Origin of the sequence: Bacillus sp. AR13-1 (assembly GCF_008042285.1) — a bacterium.
Taxonomy (GTDB): Bacteria; Bacillota; Bacilli; order Bacillales; family Bacillaceae_G; genus Bacillus_A; species Bacillus_A mycoides.
Genome location: NZ_QNUA01000005.1, coordinates 141,849 through 158,422, shown reverse-complemented (window position 1 = coordinate 158,422; position 16,574 = coordinate 141,849). Strand labels below are relative to the sequence as shown.

Genomic DNA, 16,574 nt, shown 5'->3' with positions numbered 1-16,574 from the left:
AAGTTGTGGAATTAGAAGAAACTAAGGAAGCGACAGAAGAAGTTGTGGAATTAGAGGAATCTAAGGAAGCGACAGAAGAAGTTGTGGAATTAGAGAAATCTGAGGAAGCGACAGAAGAAGTTGTGGAATTAGAGGATACTGAGGAAGGACAGAAGAAGTTGTCAAGAATAGAGTAATTGAAGAAACGATGAAGACAGATTTAGTGGAAAATACACCAGTTGCAGAGCAACCAGTGATTTCTCAACAAGAAACAATTACGTTCAAGGAAGAAAGTGAAGTATTCGTACCAGTTTCAGAAACGGATGAGCAAACAAAGAAAGATGTTCAAAACTTTGCGAACGTTTTAATTGAAGAAGCGGAAGAAAAGAAGCAAGTTGCTGAAGAACAGCCTGCTTTACAAATAGAAGAACCGAAACGTGAGAAAAAACGTCATGTCCCATTTAATGTTGTCATGTTAAAGCAGGATAGAAAGAAATTAATGGAAAGACATGCGGCAAGAACGAACGTAATGCAATCAACTGTCAGTGAACGAGTGGAAGAAAAGCCAGTGCAGCAAGTGGTAGTAGAACCACAAGCAGAAGAAAAGCCAATGCAGCAAGTGGTAGTAGACCTGCAAGTGGAAGAAAAACCAGTGCAGCAAGTGGTAGTAGACCCGCAAGTGGTAGTAGACCCGCAAGTAGAAGAAAGTCCAGTGCAGCAAGTGGTAGTAGAAGCCCAAGTGGAAGAAAAACCAATGCAGCAAGTGGTAGTAGAAGCTCAAGTGGAAGAAAAACCGATGCAGCAAGTGGTAGTGGAACCGCAAGTGGAAGAAAAACCGATGCAACAAGTAGCGGTGGCTGGACAAGTACAAGAGTCAATTTCAAGTACGGAAGTACAAGAGAAAGCATATGTCGTAAATCAAAAAGAGAATGATATGCGCAACGTACTACAAGCGCCACCGAAGTATGAACTTCCGCCATTAACGTTGTTGTCAATTCCACAGCAGGCAGCATTAGATAATACGGAGTGGCTAGAAGAACAGGAAGAATTATTAAATACGACATTTAATAATTTCCATGTTGGAGCACATGTTATTAATGTGTCACAAGGGCCGGCGGTAACTCGTTTTGAAGTACAACCAGACCCAGGTGTGAAAGTAAATAAAATTACAAATTTAAGTGATGATATTAAGTTAAGTTTAGCTGCGAAAGATATTCGAATTGAAGCGCCAATTCCAGGGAAGAGTGCAATTGGAATTGAAGTTCCAAACAAGGAAAGTAAGCCAGTATTCCTGCGTGAAATTTTAAGAAGTCCTGTATTTACAAAGAGTGAATCACCGCTTACAGTTGCGCTGGGGCTTGATATTTCCGGTGATCCAATTGTAACGGATATTCGAAAAATGCCACATGGACTTATTGCGGGTGCAACTGGTTCAGGGAAAAGTGTGTGCATTAACGCGATTTTAACGAGCATTTTATATAAAGCGAAGCCGCATGAAGTGAAGTTGATACTAATTGATCCGAAGATGGTTGAGCTTGCACCATACAATTCTGTTCCACATCTTGTAGCACCTGTTATTACTGACGTAAAAGCAGCTACAGCTGCGTTAAAGTGGGCGGTTGAAGAGATGGAACGTCGTTATGAATTGTTTGCTCATGCTGGTGCTCGTGATTTAACTCGTTACAATACGATTGTAAGTGGTAGAGAAATCCCAGGTGAGACATTACCTTATATTGTAATTGTCATTGACGAGTTAGCGGACTTAATGATGGTTGCTCCTGGTGATGTGGAGGAAGCGATTTGTCGTATTGCACAAAAAGCGCGTGCTTGTGGTATTCACTTATTAGTTGCGACGCAGCGTCCATCTGTAGACGTTATTACAGGTTTAATTAAATCAAACATTCCAACGCGTATTGCGTTTACAGTATCATCTCAAGTTGATTCGCGTACGATCATCGATATTGGGGGCGCGGAGAAGTTACTTGGTCGTGGTGATATGCTATTTTTAGGAAACGGCACATCTAAACCAGTTCGTGTACAAGGTGTATACGTATCAGATGATGAGATTGAAAGAACAGTTGATCATGTGAAAAAGCAAATGAAGCCAAACTACTTATTTAAGCAAGAGGATTTATTAGCAAAATCAGAGCAGAGTGAGTCTGAAGATGAACTATTTTTTGATGCATGTCAATTTGTTGTAGAGCAAGGGGGAGCGTCCACATCTTCTGTACAGAGAAAATTCCGCATAGGTTATAATCGCGCGGCACGTCTAATTGAAGAGATGGAGTCGCAAGGGATTATTTCTGAAGGAAGAGGAACGAAACCGAGAGATGTCCTTATTTCTGAGGATGAATTCGCTGCTATGCAGGAAACAAATGTATAGGAAACGGTTTTGCTGTATACTAATAGAAAATGTTGGATAGTAAAGTAGGGAGTAAAGCGACATGAAAGAAATTGAATTAAAATTAAAAGGTGAAATAAATCGACTAACAAATAAAACATTTAAATTTGATGAACGTGTTGGAGAAGGCTGGTTCTCTGCCGTTTACTTTTTAAAAACTAGAGAAATCATTGAAGAACTTCGCCCGAAAAGCGTTGTAACAATGCAGTTTTTTCAAAAAGAACATGCAGTTCTTTGCGGAGCAGATGAGGTAATCGCATTGCTACAAACATTTGCCAAAAATCCTGAGGAATTAGAAATTCATTCTTTAAAGGATGGCGATAATATTAGTCCGTTTGAAACAGTTTTAACAATTCATGGTCCTTATGAATACTTCGGCTTTTTAGAAGGTGTAATTGATGGGATTTTAGCTCGTCGTACATCAGTTGCGACAAACGTATATAACGTTGTCCAAGCTGCACGTAGTGTAGATAAAGAAAAACCGGTTATTTTCATGGGAGATCGTGACGATCATTATACGCAACAAGCTGGTGACGGCTATGCGGCATACATCGGAGGTATGAGCGCGCAAGCGACGCATGCAATGAATGAATGGTGGGGCAGAAGTGGTATGGGGACGATGCCTCACGCTTTAATTCAAATGTTTAATGGTGATGTTGTTGAAGCTGCAAAGGCATATCATAAAAAATTCCCAGAAGATGAATTAGTCGTACTAATTGATTATAACAATGATGTCATCACAGATGCACTTCGCGTAGCGCGTGAATTTGGATCAACATTAAAAGGTGTACGTGTCGATACGTCTCGCACAATGATTGATCAATACTTCATTCGTCACCCAGAAGTACTTGGAACATTCGATCCACGTGGTGTAAATCCATCACTTGTATTTGCACTTCGTAAGGCTCTTGATGAGGAAGGGTTCCAACATGTAGATATCGTTGTAACTGGTGGGTTTGATGAGAAGCGTATTCGTGAATTTGAAGCTCAAAATGTTCCTGTCGATATATACGGAGTAGGAAGTAGCTTATTAAAAATGAATATTGGTTTTACTGGTGATAACGTAGAATTAAATGGAAAACCAGAAGCAAAAGCTGGTCGTAAATACCGTCCAAATTCACGTCTAGAGCGTGTTCAATTAGAAACAAAAGAAGATATGTAAAAGCGAGAAAAACTGATAGGTGATTGACCCTATCAGTTTTTCTGTTATCATAGTATAGCGGCTTGTTTTTTGCTATAATAAATGTGTTATGGACATAAAAGAAGTACGTACGAGTTTATCACTGATAAGTGAATATAAAAAGAAATTCACTGCATCAGAAATGTATGATGATTACCAAAATAAGAAAAGATTCATATACTGTCTTATAGATAGGCCGTTGTATTAGTTCGAAATGTTGGAGGTTCTTTAAGATGACAGTTTACCATTTTGTAGGAATTAAAGGAACAGGAATGAGTTCATTAGCACAAATTCTTCATGACATGAAGCATACTGTTCAAGGGTCTGATTATGAAAAGCGTTTCTTTACACAAACAGCATTGGAAAAGCGTGGTATTTCCATCCTTCCTTTTGATAAGAATAATATTAAAGAAGGACAAGTGATTATCGCAGGAAATGCATTTCCTGATACGCATGAAGAAATCGTAGCAGCAAAAGAATTAAATATCCCAGTACATCGTTACCATCACTTCTTAGGTGATCTTATGAATCAGTACACAAGTGTTGCTGTAACTGGTGCACATGGAAAAACATCAACAACTGGTTTGTTAGCCCATGTAATGCAAGGTGCACACCCAACATCATACCTTATTGGAGATGGAACGGGGCATGGGGTAGAAAATAGTAAGTATTTTGTATTTGAAGCTTGTGAGTATCGTCGTCATTTCTTGTCTTACTATCCAGACTATGCAATCATGACAAATATCGATTTCGATCACCCAGATTACTTTGCAGACATCAATGATGTATTTAATGCATTCCAAGAGATGGCATTGCAAGTGAAAAAAGGTATTATTGCATGTGGTGATGATGAAGAACTTCAAAAAGTTCAAGCGAAAGTACCTGTTATTTTCTATGGATTTGGAGAAGATAATGATTTCCAAGCACGTAACATTCAAAAGAGAACTGATGGTACTATATTCGATGTATTCGTTCGTAATACGTATTATGACACGTTCAAAATTACAGGATACGGCGATCACAGCGTATTAAATGCATTAGCAGTAATCGCGCTTTGCCATTATGAAAACGTTGATGTAGAAGCAGTTAAGCATCAGCTAACAACTTTTGAAGGCGTAAAACGTCGCTTTAATGAAAAGCCAATGGGAGAACAAGTTATCATTGATGACTATGCACACCATCCGACAGAAATTAATGCAACGATTGAAGCAGCTCGTCAAAAACATCCAGAGCGTGAAGTTGTCGCTGTATTCCAACCACATACATTCTCACGTACAGAGAAATTTTTAGATGAGTTCGCGGAAAGCTTAAGTAAAGCTGACCAAGTATACTTATGTGATATTTTCGGATCAGCACGTGAAAACAAAGGTGAATTAACAATTGAAGATCTGCAAAAACGTATCGATGGCGCAGAACTAATTACAGATACAACAACGGATGTGTTAAAGAAACATAAAAACGGCGTTCTTATTTTCATGGGCGCAGGTGACATCCAAAAATTCGAAGCAGCTTACGTAAAAGAAGTTCAAGTTGCAGAGAAGTAATAGAAAAGACGCATAGCTTGGCTGTGCGTCTTTTTTTGTTGTGTCCGATTTTTATTTATGTATTGACCTAGAGTTAGCTCTAGGTTGTAAGATGAATATGTAAAAACAAGGGGGAGAAAACATGTATAAAATCGGTGAAGTCGCAGAATTAACAGGGATGGGTATTCATACTTTGCGCTATTATGAGAAACTAGGTTTATTGCCACCACCAACGCGGAATAGTGGCATTCGTCAGTATACAGAAGGTGATGTGCGCCTATTAAAATTTTTATATTCATTAAAGCAAACAGGAATGTCTTTAGAAGAGATGGCTGAGTTTGCAAGTGACGGATGTATTATAGAGGAGATTAGACAGCGGGAAGAGGAAGTACCTGCGAAAATAAAAAAGAGGATTTCAATTTTAACAACACACTTAGATCGTTTAAGGGAACAGCAGGAGCAATTGCAAAAAGTAGTTTTGTTAACAGAGGAGAAGTTAGAAATTTATTATGGTTTTCTAGAAGAGAAAAACTCGGAGGCCAACAATGAAGAATAAAGTATACGCTCAGTTACTAGGGTTTGCGATTTTCACTGGTGGAACATTTAATGCTTCGAAATATGCGGTGCAATATTTCGAAGCGATTCATATAGCGGCATGGCGTTTTGGGATTGCTGCATTTGTGATGTCTGTTAAAAATACGAAAAGATTTTGAGGTGGAGGTATGGAGGCAGAATAGGGCTTATTACCTTTTGCTAGGTATTGTTGGTGTATTTGGTTTTAACTTCTTTTTCTTTTTAGGTATGAAACATACAGAAGCTATTAATGGTGCACTTATTATGGCGACGAATCCGCTCTTTACGATGCTATTAGCAAGTGTTATTTTACGAGAAAAAATTATAAAGCGCCAAGGTATTGGAATGTTACTTGCATTACTTGGTGTTGTTTTTGTACTTACACAAGGTTCATCTACAATACTACAAAGCTTATCATTTTCAAAAGGGGATTTTTATATTTTATTAGGGAATATTTGCTGGGCGTTATACGGTGTACTAGGCAGAAGGTTTATTAAAACTGGTAGCCCAATACAAACTACGACATATACGATGACGATTGGTGCTCTTGCCTTTATTGTGATATCTGTCACTCAAAAAAGTATAGTACCAGTTTTGGAAGTTCCTTTGTTAGCTTGGGGAGCGATTCTCTTTATGGCAATTGGAATGAGTGTGCTCGGTTACTTATGGTGGAATAATGGAATTGCTCAAATTGGGGCAGCAAGGACATCTTTATTTTTTAATTTAGTGCCTGTTGTTACAATGATTATTTCTTTTATTGAAGGAGTAAATATAACGCCCGCACAATCTGTAGGAATGATATTAGTTGTTACGGGAGTATTATATTCTTCTGGTTTTATACAAATAAAACCGAAAAAAGTGTGAATATTTAACATTTTGTATCTGTAAGTGTTAGAATAATAAGAAAAATAAAAAGGGGCTAAAAAACATGTTCACACTCCGAGTAGATGACGAAATCGAACTACAACTATTAGAAAAACATCATAAAGAGGAATTATATCAATTATTAGATCAAAACCGTAACCATTTAAGAAGATGGCTCCCTTGGGTAGATGGAACGAAATCAGCTGATGCGTATAATGAGATTTTTCCGATGTGGTTAAAGAAATTTGCAGAGGGAGATGGGTTTGAGGCTGGTATACGCTATAAAGGAAAGCTCGTTGGGATGGTAGGTATTCATCCGGTGAGCTGGGGTAAGAAAGCTACGAGTCTTGGATATTATCTTGCAGAAGATGCTGGCGCGAAAGGTATTATGACGCGAAGTGTGAAGGCTGTGCTTCATTATGCATTTGATAATTTAAAGCTGAATAAAATTGAAATTCGTTGCGGTGTTGAAAATGCGAAAAGCCGTGCGATTCCAGAACGTTTAGGTTTTAAATTAGATGGTATTTTAAGAGATGACGAATGGTTATACGATCATTTTCAGGATATCGCTGTGTACAGTTTACTAGCTTCAGAATGGAAAAAAATTCGATGAACGAGAAGGTTTGTATTATTCCGTATGAAAGTATGTTTCAAGAGGAAGTAGTAGATCTTATCGTTCATATTCAGCGAAAAGAGTACAAGGTCCCTATTACGAAAGAAGAGCAGCCGGACTTACTTGAAATAGAAACGTTCTATCAAAGGGACAACGGAAATTTTTGGGTAGCAACTTATGATGGGAAAGTAGTTGGAACGATAGCTTTATTAGATATTGGGAAGCATCAAGTAGCGCTAAGAAAAATGTTCGTGAAGAAAGAGTTCCGCGGAAAAGAATGGGGCGCATCACATACGCTACTTCAAACGGCAATTTCTTGGGCGAAAGAAAAGAACTTGGAAGACATTTATTTAGGAACAACAGTTAAATTTCTAGCAGCACACCGTTTCTACGAAAAGAATGGTTTTCAAAGCGTGAGTATAGAAGAGTTGCCAAAAAGTTTTCCAGTGCTAGAGGTAGATAAGAAATTTTATAGGTATACTGTTTAAAAAGGTCATTCATAAATGGACTTTTTTTATGAACTAAAATGGAAAAAATGGTATAATTTAGTTAGGGGGTGTGTGTATGGATTTTCCAATTCAAAGAAGTAAGTCAGCGGTAATTTTCGTTAGTCTCACATTAGCTTTTATGTTTGTGTATCCAATTGTCATGCTTTTCACAAATAAAGAGCAGTGGATGTCAGCGTTGATTGGAATGGGTTTATGCTTCATTGTAAATGTACCAATCGTTTGGGAAATATTTATTAAAAAACATAAAGTGGAAAATGGCGTATTAAAATATGGTATTTTAAATGACGATGTTGTATTAAAAGATATAAGAGTTGTTCGTCAAGTTGGGAAATCACTTGAAATTACGACGAATGCATATAAAGTACATATGATTGCGATGCCGCAAGATATGACAAGTTTTTTGTCACTTGTTGAGAAAGAGAATCCACATGTAAAAATAGAAATGGTAGGTAAGAGATGAAGTATGTAAAACTTTTACCCCGCATTAACGGGCAGTAAGACTCCCACCTCAAAATTCGGCAGGAGCAAAGAAGTTAGGTGGGAGTCGGGCTGCCCGTAAAAGCCCGATTGGTGAGGGCTAATAATCAGTGGGGGATGAACAAAACCCCCACTGATTAAAGTTTCACTTTATTTTGTTTGTGCTTGTTGGTTGCACTAGAGTATATATGAAATGGGATTTGCCCTTATATGTCCCAATATTAATAGGTACTATCGCAGTGACGCTTTTATTTTATTTTCATTTTTAGCAAACAAAAAGCGAGAAAAATAGCTCCATATAAAGTAGGGGGATTAGAAATGAAAAAGATCTATATGTTGTTTTTATTTCTGCTAACTGCATCCATTCTTTTAATAGGATGTAGTGCGAAGAAAGAGAAGTCTGATGTTAGTTTAGAAAAGGCACAAAAAATTGAAATTGAATCGCTTATTGATTCGAGTGATAAAAAAACAATTACCGATAAGAAAGAAATCACAAAGTTGTTTGAATCAATCAAAATGGATGAGTGGGAAATGGAATCGGCTCCTTTAGATACTCCGCAAGGGAAAACGTTTAAAATGTATCAAGAGGATACACCGAAATTATTGGATTCGGGTAAAGATAAAAAAGAGTTACATGAAATTGGTACTATGACAGTATATAAAGATGTCCCTTATGTCGAAGTTGAAATGAAAAATAAGAAAATGAGTTTTAAAGTGCCAGAAGATGTGGCGAAAGATTTATTACAATATTAATAAAAAGACGCTCGGAGAAAATTCCGAGCGTTTTTCATTATTTTAAGTTCTCTGGGTTTAAAGCTTCTAGTTCAGTTACAACGAAGCGTCCGTCTTTACGGATTAATACGTCGTCGAAGTAAATTTCACCGCCGCCGTATTCAGGGCGCTGAATGCATACTAAATCCCAGTGAATGTTAGAGTTGTTGCCGTTCCATGCATCATCATAAGCTTGTCCAGGTGTGAAGTGGAAGCTGCCATCGATTTTTTCATCGAATAGGATGTCTCCCATTGGATGTAAGATGTATGGGTTTACGCCGATTGCGAACTCACCAACGAAACGCGCGCCTTCGTCTGTATCGAAGATTTTGTTAATGCGCTCTGTATCATTTGCAGTTGCTTCAACGATTTGACCGTTCTCAAATTTAAGTTGTACATTTTCAAATGTATAACCGTTGTAAGGAGATGGTGTATTGTATGAAACTGTACCGTTAACAGAATCGCGAACTGGTGCAGAGTATACTTCACCATCTGGAATGTTTAAATGACCCGAGCATTTAATAGCTGGAATGTCTTTAATAGAGAATGTTAAGTCAGTTCCAGGGCCAGTTAAGCGAACCTTATCTGTTTTATTCATTAATGTAACAAGGCTATCCATCGCCTTATCCATTTTACCGTAGTCTAAGTTACAAACTTCGAAGTAGAAGTCTTCGAAAGCTTCTGTGCTCATTTTAGCAAGCTGCGCCATAGAAGCATTTGGGTAGCGAAGAACAACCCAGCGTGTTTTCGGAACACGGATGTCTCTATGAACTTTTTTGCCAACTGTTTGGCCGTGAACTTTCATACGTTCACTTGGAACGTCAGCTTGTTCGTTAATGTTATCACCAGAGCGAAGGCCGATATAAGCGTCCATATCTTTCATTACGCTTGCTTCATATGCAGCGATTTGTTCGAAATGTTCTTCAGTAGCACCCATTAATAAAGAGCGATCTACTTGATGATCTTTTAAAGAAACGAATGGGAAACCACCAGCTGCATATGCTTCTTTTACAAGTGCAGTTACAAGTTCTTTTTGTAAGCCAAAGTTTTCAATTAATACTTTTTCGCCTTTTTGTAAACGAATAGAGTAGTTAATTAAATTGTATGCTAACTTTTCAATGCGTGGATCTTTCATATGTAAAGCCTCCCTACTAATTATGTATCCTCTCCTATTGTAACCTACTTAGTGGAATTTGTTGAATCATTTATGTTACAGTTAACGAATAAGTATGAAAATTCTAATGATAAGATAGGGATTAGAATGAAACGGAAAATGATTGTATAATGGGAGAAAGTATGAAAAAGATAAAGGAAGTGATGAAATGCAAGTTCTTCTATATGTAAGTGCGGCTATTATCGCGGTTGCTTTCGCAGTATTAGTAGTGTATGTATGCAGAACGTTGTTATCGGTTCAGAAGACGTTAGAAAACGTTGCGAGCACGTTAGAAGGTTTAGAAAAGCAAATGCAAGGAATAAGCGTAGAGACGGAGCAATTATTACATAAGACAAATGCGTTAGCTGATGATATTCAACAGAAGTCACAGTCGCTAAATAAAGTAGTAGAAGGTGTGGATGGAATCGGAACGACGATCCACTCTTTAAATACGAAGCTTCGCAACGTTTCAGAGTCTGTTACGGACGAAATTGAAAATAATGCAGATAAAGTGGCACAAGTTGTACAGTGGAGCAGTGCAGCAATTGAAGTATACAACCATTACCGTACTACGAGACAAGAGAAAAAGGTTGAAAAAGAAGAGCGTAAACTTGAGAGAGCTGAGCAGAAGGCTGAAAAGAGAGAGAAGCGCTCTAGACTTCGCATGAGAGGTGAGTAACGATGAGTATGATGAAGATTGAAACGATTGAAGAACTTGAAGCGTTAGTAGAAAAGAACGAGCCTTACGTTCTTTTTAAGCATAGTACGACATGCCCAATTAGTCACGGTGCATATACTGAGTTTCAAGCGTATTGCGGTGAAGAAAGAGAAGTGCCAGCATATTACTTATACGTACAAGAGGCGAGAGATGTTTCGAACCATGTTGCAGAGCAGTACAGCATTAAGCATGAATCTCCGCAAGTGTTATACATAAAAGATGGAATGGTAGTATGGCATACATCGCACTGGAATATTAAAAAAGAAGCTTTAGAAGAGAATGTAAAATAGGGAGAGGCAAGCGAAGGGCTTGCTTCTTTTTTATTTTGTTGCAATATATTTAGTGGTACACTAGAGATACTTTAAAACTAAGTAAATTGACTTTTGAAAGTGGGTTTTAAGCAATGAAGAAAATGGCATTATGCATCGCAAGCTTAAGTTTATTACTGGGGGCTTGCAGCAATAATACTATTGAGAAGAAGGATGAAGTTGTACAGAAAGATACGAAAGAAAAAAGTATGATTCCAAGAACTGCTGTTTCTAAGGATTACTATAGAACTGTTATTCCTTTAAAAGAACAAAAGGTAATTAATACAGTTAATGTTAAAACTAATTCTAAACTAGATTTAGCAGAATATGAAAATGGTTTAATGGATATTGCTTCAAAACAATTCGATACAGAAAATTACGTATTACAATTAAATCAATATATTCCAGAGAAAACAATTGATGAATTAGTTACGAAACAAGAAGTACCAGTTTTGACTAATATTATAGAACAGGACTACTTCGGCAAACAAAATTCAAATGAACTAAGCTTATCTGGCGTTGTTATTGGTTTATCTATGTCTTCAAGTGTATCTAATGAGGAAGCTATTTCTAAAGGTACTGAAGTCGCTAAGGGGCTTATAGAAGCTATTAATAAAAATGATAAATATAACAAATCTCCAATTACGTTTGCTATATTTAAGCAAGAAAGTACAAGTTCTTTAAAGAATGGTACTTATATTTCAAGCGCTACTGTTCAAAAGAACGAGACTAATCTTGGAAATTGGGATACTATTGATGAAAAGTCGTATTCGTATCCTTCTCAAGAATTTGGGGGGGCACATGGAGAAGATAATGATAAGCTAAAGAAATTTTCTGAAGCAATGAAGGCATTTTCTCCAGGAGATTATATCCCTGTTAATGCTAAGATTTCTTATAAGCAAAATAAGATGGATAAATTAAAGATGGATATTGTCGTTAAATATAACGGTAAGTCAGAATTAATGGCACTCTCTCAAACGGCTGCTCAAAGTATGTTAGAACAATTTCCTAAAGATGCTAAAGTTCAATTACAAATAAAGTCCGAGAATAAAATCGAGGCTGTTATTATAAAAGAGAAGAACAGCGATAAACCGTTTGTTTCTTTCCTATAATAAAAAAAGACAGTTTTTAAGCTGAGGCTACTGAAAAAGTGAATACTTCGAGAAAAACATTTCGAATTTCCTAAAGATGTTGAAAGAAGAAAGGAGGTCATTACCTGTACATAGTAGGGAATGACCTCTTTTTTCTTATGAAATAGACTCTTTCAGTGCCTTCTTTAAAGTGTCAGATTATGTTGATGTTATTCAAATTGGCGCTCGCAATATGCAAAACTTTGAACTGTTAAAGGCAGCTGGTGCTGTAAATAAACCAATATTATTAAAGCGTGGTTTATCAGCAACAATTGAAGAATTTATTAATGTAGCAGAATATAGTATGGCAGAGGGGAATGGTAATATCATTTTATGTGAGCGTGGTATTCGCACATATGAATCAGCAACGCGTAATACGCTTGATATTTCCGCTGTGCCAATTTAAAAGAAAGAAACACATTTACCTGTTGTTGTCGATGTAACACACCCTACAGGGCGACGTGACCTTCTCTTACCGTTTGCAAAAGCGGCTATGGCAATTGGTGCTTTTGCTATTATGGCTGAAGTACATCCAGACCCAGTAGTTGCATTATCAGATGAAGCGTAGCAAATGGACATTCCAGAATTCAATGAGTTTATGAAAGAATTAAAAGCATTCGGAAGTAAATTATAAAAAGATTTCTTAGTCTATGTAGGCTTGTTACATAGCTTTTTTACAAAAATTGACCTTTTTTGCATAAAAAATACGAAAATACGAGAAAAGAAGCGAATTTTTTCGAAACTTTTGCGGGAAAATATTGTATGACCCTGTGTTTTTAGCGTATCATTAGTAAAAGGAAGAACTCGGGACGATTGTTGGCATCTGCAAATAGAGTTGATGTCTTTTTTTCATTCAAGTGAACCGATACATAAAAATAGATAACATAAATAGAAGGAGTGTGCGAAGAGATGAACGTAACAATCTATGATGTAGCGCGTGAAGCAAATGTTTCAATGGCTACCGTATCACGCGTTGTGAATGGTAACCCAAATGTAAAGCCTACAACAAGAAAGAAAGTATTAGAAGCAATTGATCGTTTAGGATACCGCCCGAATGCGGTAGCACGTGGACTAGCAAGTAAGAAGACAACTACAGTGGGTGTTATTATTCCGGATATCTCAAATACGTTTTATGCAGAACTTGCTCGTGGAATTGAAGATATCGCAACAATGTACAAATATAACATCATTTTAAGTAACTCTGACCAGAACAAAGAGAAAGAGTTCCACTTATTAAATACGATGCTTGGGAAACAAGTGGACGGGATTGTTTTCATGGGTGAAGATATTACAGATATTCACGTTGAAGAGTTCAAAAAATCTCCAGTACCAATTGTATTAGCAGCGTCATTTGATGAACAAAATGAAACGTCATCAGTAAATATTGATTATACACAAGCAGCTTACGATGCAATGAAGCATTTTATTGAGCAAGGACATAAACGTATCGGTTTCGTCTCTGGTCCTTTCATTAATAAAGCAGGAAGCGCGAAGAAGTTACAAGGTTATAAAAAAGCTTTAGAAGAAGCAGGTATTTCATATGATGAAAATCTTATAATTGATGGAGATTACACATATGATTCAGGTATAGAAGCGTTTGAAAGACTTTGGGGCATGGATGAAAAACCAACAGCAATCTTCGTATCTTCTGATGAAATGGCACTAGGTGTAATCCACGCAGCACAAGACGCGGGATTAAACGTACCAACGGATATCGAAGTGCTTGGTTTTGACAACACACGTCTTGCATTAATGGTTCGTCCGCAACTTTCGACAGTTGTACAACCAATGTATGATATCGGTGCAGTAGCAATGCGTCTACTAACGAAATATATGAACAAAGAAAAAGTAGAAGATCACTCAGTTATCTTACCTCACCGTATCCAATTTAGAGATTCAACGAAGTAAGAATAAGAGAGCTCACAGCGATAGCTGTGAGCTTTTATTCATATTCAGGATAATGGTGTTTAACTACTGTATCTACACTTTCAGTTTTCTTAACATGTAAAAAGCGTGCATATAATTCTTTTCCTGTCTCAAATGGTGTGTCATCTAATTCGAAAACATGCAACACTTTTCTAAACGTCCATGTTACTTGCTCGCCGTACATATTATCGTACGTATCTTCAGACTGTAGAGCTATCTTTTCACCTAGCTCATGAGCTTCCTCTAAACTGTTCGCCTTAACGAGAATGATACTTTCTTCAAAAAGTGTATCGTGATTCTCTTCATAATGTTCATCAATTTTACTAGGATTAGGTTTACCTGAATGGACAGATTCAAATAATAATTTTACAGCATACACATGAGATCAGTCTCCTTATGCTGAATGTTTTATTTTATAAACAATACTCGCGATAAGTGAAGCGGGTATTGTAAATACGTTGCTTTGATAATGGTAATGTATTTGGGATTCTTTATAAGACATTCGCTACAGTTGGGGGTATTCCTTGTTATATGTCACACAAGTGCAAATTTAACTATTATAGGGCAATGTCATGTATAATAGAAAGAAAAGGCTTGTGAGGGGGGAGAAGAGATGATCGTTCTTTGGATAATTACGCTTTGCATGACTGCTATTTTTGCATATATGACGTTAAAACAAAATGGCTTAAAGCGATTTGTTCCAGGAAGTATTCTTGCAGGAATCGCCCTTATCACGTATGTAATTTCTATTTTTATTGAAAGTGTATCAGTGGACATGAGCACAAGTTTAATGTTCATGGGTATTACACTATTTGCAGGTAGCATTATGGTACTTATGGTTGCAGGTATTATTGCATTTATTCATATGAATTCGGAAACGTTATAGCATATAAAAAAAGGCATGTCCCGAGGGGGCATGCCTTTTTATCCGTTCAATTATGCTCTATCTTTAGAAGAGTTTTGTTGTTTTAGTAAGTCGCGAATTTCGCCAAGAATTTCTTCTTCTTTTGTTGGTTCTGGAAGTTCTTCTTTCTTTTCTTCTTCTTCTCTTTTAGATGTTAGTTTGTTGAAAACTTTAACAAACATAAAGATAGCAGCTGCAATAATTAAGAAATCAAAAATAGTTTGGATGAAGTTACCATACATAATAGATGATTTACCGAATGTAAGTTTTAAATCTGTAAAGTTAACGCCGCCCAGTACCATACCAAGTAATGGTGTGATGATATCTTTAACTAAAGAACTAACGATTTTACCGAATGCAGCACCGATTACAACCCCGACAGCTAAATCGATTACATTCCCTTTGAATGCGAATTTTTTAAACTCGTTCCACATGTGTTAATCCCATCCTTTCCACGATTCAATATGAAATTTATAATTCCTATCAACATATTCTATAGAAATTTGTGATAGAAATAAAGAGGAAATGGGAATGAAAGTAAATTCTGAAAAATGTATCCGTTTTAATTTTTGCTTACAGCTTGCAGTAGAGATTGGAGCATTTGTTGAGATTTTAATCCTTCTAATCCATCTACAATAGGCTGTGTATCACCTTGTACACATTGGATAAAATGATGAACAGCATCTTCAAATCCGCGCTGCTTTAACGTTGTCTCCCATGATGGTGAACCACTTTGTGAAACGGAGTTTTCTTGCTCAATTTCAAATGTGTTCATATTTTTTACGCGAATGATTTTACCTGCCGTTACAAGTTCAATTTGTTCTAAATTTGTACCTGCATGGCGGTGCATCGCCGTAGAAAGTAAAAGTCCATTTGCAGTTGTATATGTATGATGTCCGTAAAGAAGTTCGTTCTTTTCATTGATTTGCATCATATTATGAACGATGTTAAGGTCATCGTTAGCTAACCAGCGAGCAGTATCTACAATATGTAAGTAATCATCTAACATAGTAAAGTCATACGTATATGGCCCCACCTTATTTGTGCGGTGCTTTTCAATTCGAATCCATGAAGTATCATTAGCTTGCTCTTTGGCAGTAACGTACATAGGAACGAAACGGCGATTAAATCCCACCATTAACTTTCGATTATACTTTTCACTCATTTCAACTAGCTTCTCTGCTTGCTCAGTAGTAGCAGCTAGCGGCTTATCAACATAAACATCGATTCCTTTTTTCAGAAGTTCAGAAACGATTTCATAATGTGTAGCAGTTGAACTATGAACGAAAGCCGCATCACATTCTGAAGCGAGTGCCTGAAGGTTAGCGAAATCTTGAATACGATATTGCTCGCAAATTTGTTTTCTTTTATTAACATTAGGTGTAAACGCTCCCACAAAAGTCCAATCAGTTTCCTTTGTCAGTGTTGGAAGGTAAGCCTTTTGTGCAATACTGCCTAATCCAATCATTCCAATACGAGGTTTGCTCATGTTTTTTTCCCACCCTATTATAAATATATAAGTTGTCTAGCTGTATAGCTATGTGA

The 16,574-nt window shown here is 37.0% G+C and carries 16 protein-coding genes and 4 pseudogenes; 15 read left to right on the top strand and 5 right to left on the bottom strand.

Annotated elements, in window-relative coordinates; all coding sequences use genetic code 11:
- From DN408_RS32315 to DN408_RS02595, 9 genes and pseudogenes are all read left to right on the top strand, one after another.
- Positions 1 to 2,362: pseudogene (locus DN408_RS32315) on the top strand (DNA translocase FtsK); the annotation flags it as partial.
- Positions 2,363 to 2,423: 61 nt separating this feature from the next.
- The gene (locus tag DN408_RS02630; RefSeq protein ID WP_147739949.1) at positions 2,424 to 3,542 is read left to right on the top strand and encodes a nicotinate phosphoribosyltransferase; all 1,119 of its coding nucleotides are present in this window, start codon (positions 2,424 to 2,426) and stop codon (positions 3,540 to 3,542) included.
- Between the two features lie 251 nt (positions 3,543 to 3,793).
- The gene (gene murC / locus DN408_RS02625; protein WP_002015598.1) at positions 3,794 to 5,104 is read left to right on the top strand and encodes a UDP-N-acetylmuramate--L-alanine ligase; all 1,311 of its coding nucleotides are present in this window, start codon (positions 3,794 to 3,796) and stop codon (positions 5,102 to 5,104) included.
- Between the two features lie 121 nt (positions 5,105 to 5,225).
- Complete coding sequence (locus DN408_RS02620) at positions 5,226 to 5,639, top strand: MerR family transcriptional regulator (RefSeq protein WP_002015599.1); 414 nt, start codon at positions 5,226 to 5,228, stop codon at positions 5,637 to 5,639.
- Positions 5,629 to 6,520, top strand: a pseudogene (locus DN408_RS02615) (DMT family transporter). The gene DN408_RS02620 and the pseudogene DN408_RS02615 overlap by 11 nt, the downstream one beginning before the upstream one ends.
- Positions 6,521 to 6,584: 64 nt before the next feature.
- A complete protein-coding gene (locus DN408_RS02610) occupies positions 6,585 to 7,133 on the top strand; it encodes a GNAT family N-acetyltransferase (protein WP_002015602.1) in 549 nt (182 codons plus the stop codon).
- On the top strand, positions 7,130 to 7,621 hold the full coding sequence (locus DN408_RS02605) for a GNAT family N-acetyltransferase (RefSeq protein ID WP_078177729.1): 492 nt from the start codon (positions 7,130 to 7,132) through the stop codon (positions 7,619 to 7,621). Before DN408_RS02610 ends, DN408_RS02605 begins: the two co-directional genes overlap by 4 nt.
- A 76-nt stretch (positions 7,622 to 7,697) precedes the next feature.
- Complete coding sequence (locus DN408_RS02600) at positions 7,698 to 8,102, top strand: PH domain-containing protein (protein WP_078177727.1); 405 nt, start codon at positions 7,698 to 7,700, stop codon at positions 8,100 to 8,102.
- Positions 8,103 to 8,437: 335 nt separating this feature from the next.
- Positions 8,438 to 8,872, top strand: a complete 435-nt coding sequence (locus DN408_RS02595; RefSeq protein ID WP_002129451.1) for a hypothetical protein — start codon at positions 8,438 to 8,440, stop codon at positions 8,870 to 8,872.
- A gap of 37 nt (positions 8,873 to 8,909) precedes the next feature.
- Here DN408_RS02595 and DN408_RS02590 read toward each other — a convergent pair whose 3' ends face one another.
- Entirely contained in the window at positions 8,910 to 10,025 is a 1,116-nt protein-coding gene (locus DN408_RS02590) for an aminopeptidase (RefSeq protein WP_002167560.1), read from the bottom strand.
- Positions 10,026 to 10,212: 187 nt separating this feature from the next.
- Here DN408_RS02590 and DN408_RS02585 point away from each other — a divergent pair, with 187 nt between their 5' ends.
- The 5 genes and pseudogenes from DN408_RS02585 (at position 10,213) to ccpA (ending at position 14,107) form a co-directional block, all read left to right on the top strand.
- On the top strand, positions 10,213 to 10,722 hold the full coding sequence (locus DN408_RS02585; RefSeq protein WP_050001013.1) for a DUF948 domain-containing protein: 510 nt from the start codon (positions 10,213 to 10,215) through the stop codon (positions 10,720 to 10,722).
- A gap of 2 nt (positions 10,723 to 10,724) precedes the next feature.
- A complete protein-coding gene (ytxJ, locus tag DN408_RS02580) occupies positions 10,725 to 11,051 on the top strand; it encodes a bacillithiol system redox-active protein YtxJ (RefSeq protein WP_002067603.1) in 327 nt (108 codons plus the stop codon).
- Between the two features lie 113 nt (positions 11,052 to 11,164).
- Positions 11,165 to 12,181 (top strand): CamS family sex pheromone protein, encoded by a 1,017-nt coding sequence (locus DN408_RS02575; RefSeq protein ID WP_002015611.1) that lies wholly within the window; start codon positions 11,165 to 11,167, stop codon positions 12,179 to 12,181.
- 172 nt (positions 12,182 to 12,353) lie between these two features.
- Positions 12,354 to 12,833 (top strand): annotated as a pseudogene (locus tag DN408_RS31850) (bifunctional 3-deoxy-7-phosphoheptulonate synthase/chorismate mutase); the annotation flags it as partial.
- 275 nt (positions 12,834 to 13,108) lie between these two features.
- A complete protein-coding gene (ccpA, locus tag DN408_RS02560; RefSeq protein ID WP_002034370.1) occupies positions 13,109 to 14,107 on the top strand; it encodes a catabolite control protein A in 999 nt (332 codons plus the stop codon).
- A gap of 34 nt (positions 14,108 to 14,141) precedes the next feature.
- Here ccpA and DN408_RS02555 read toward each other — a convergent pair whose 3' ends face one another.
- Both DN408_RS02555 and DN408_RS02550 read right to left on the bottom strand, forming a co-directional pair.
- Positions 14,142 to 14,504: a DUF4288 domain-containing protein gene (locus DN408_RS02555; RefSeq protein WP_002184820.1), complete on the bottom strand. Its 363-nt coding sequence runs from the start codon at positions 14,502 to 14,504 to the stop codon at positions 14,142 to 14,144.
- Positions 14,505 to 14,519: 15 nt separating this feature from the next.
- Positions 14,520 to 14,627: pseudogene (locus DN408_RS02550) on the bottom strand (DUF3949 domain-containing protein); the annotation flags it as partial.
- 111 nt (positions 14,628 to 14,738) lie between these two features.
- Between DN408_RS02550 and DN408_RS02545 the strand changes: the two are divergent.
- Positions 14,739 to 15,011 (top strand): DUF3917 domain-containing protein, encoded by a 273-nt coding sequence (locus DN408_RS02545; protein WP_002129437.1) that lies wholly within the window; start codon positions 14,739 to 14,741, stop codon positions 15,009 to 15,011.
- Positions 15,012 to 15,061: 50 nt separating this feature from the next.
- Here DN408_RS02545 and mscL read toward each other — a convergent pair whose 3' ends face one another.
- Together mscL and DN408_RS02535 are read right to left on the bottom strand one after the other, a co-directional pair.
- Positions 15,062 to 15,463 carry a large-conductance mechanosensitive channel protein MscL gene (gene mscL, locus DN408_RS02540; protein WP_002015591.1) on the bottom strand — a complete coding sequence of 134 codons (402 nt, stop codon included), beginning with the start codon at positions 15,461 to 15,463 and terminating at the stop codon, positions 15,062 to 15,064.
- A gap of 128 nt (positions 15,464 to 15,591) precedes the next feature.
- A complete protein-coding gene (locus tag DN408_RS02535) occupies positions 15,592 to 16,518 on the bottom strand; it encodes a Gfo/Idh/MocA family protein (RefSeq protein ID WP_002129436.1) in 927 nt (308 codons plus the stop codon).
- Between the last annotated feature and the right edge of the window lie 56 nt (positions 16,519 to 16,574).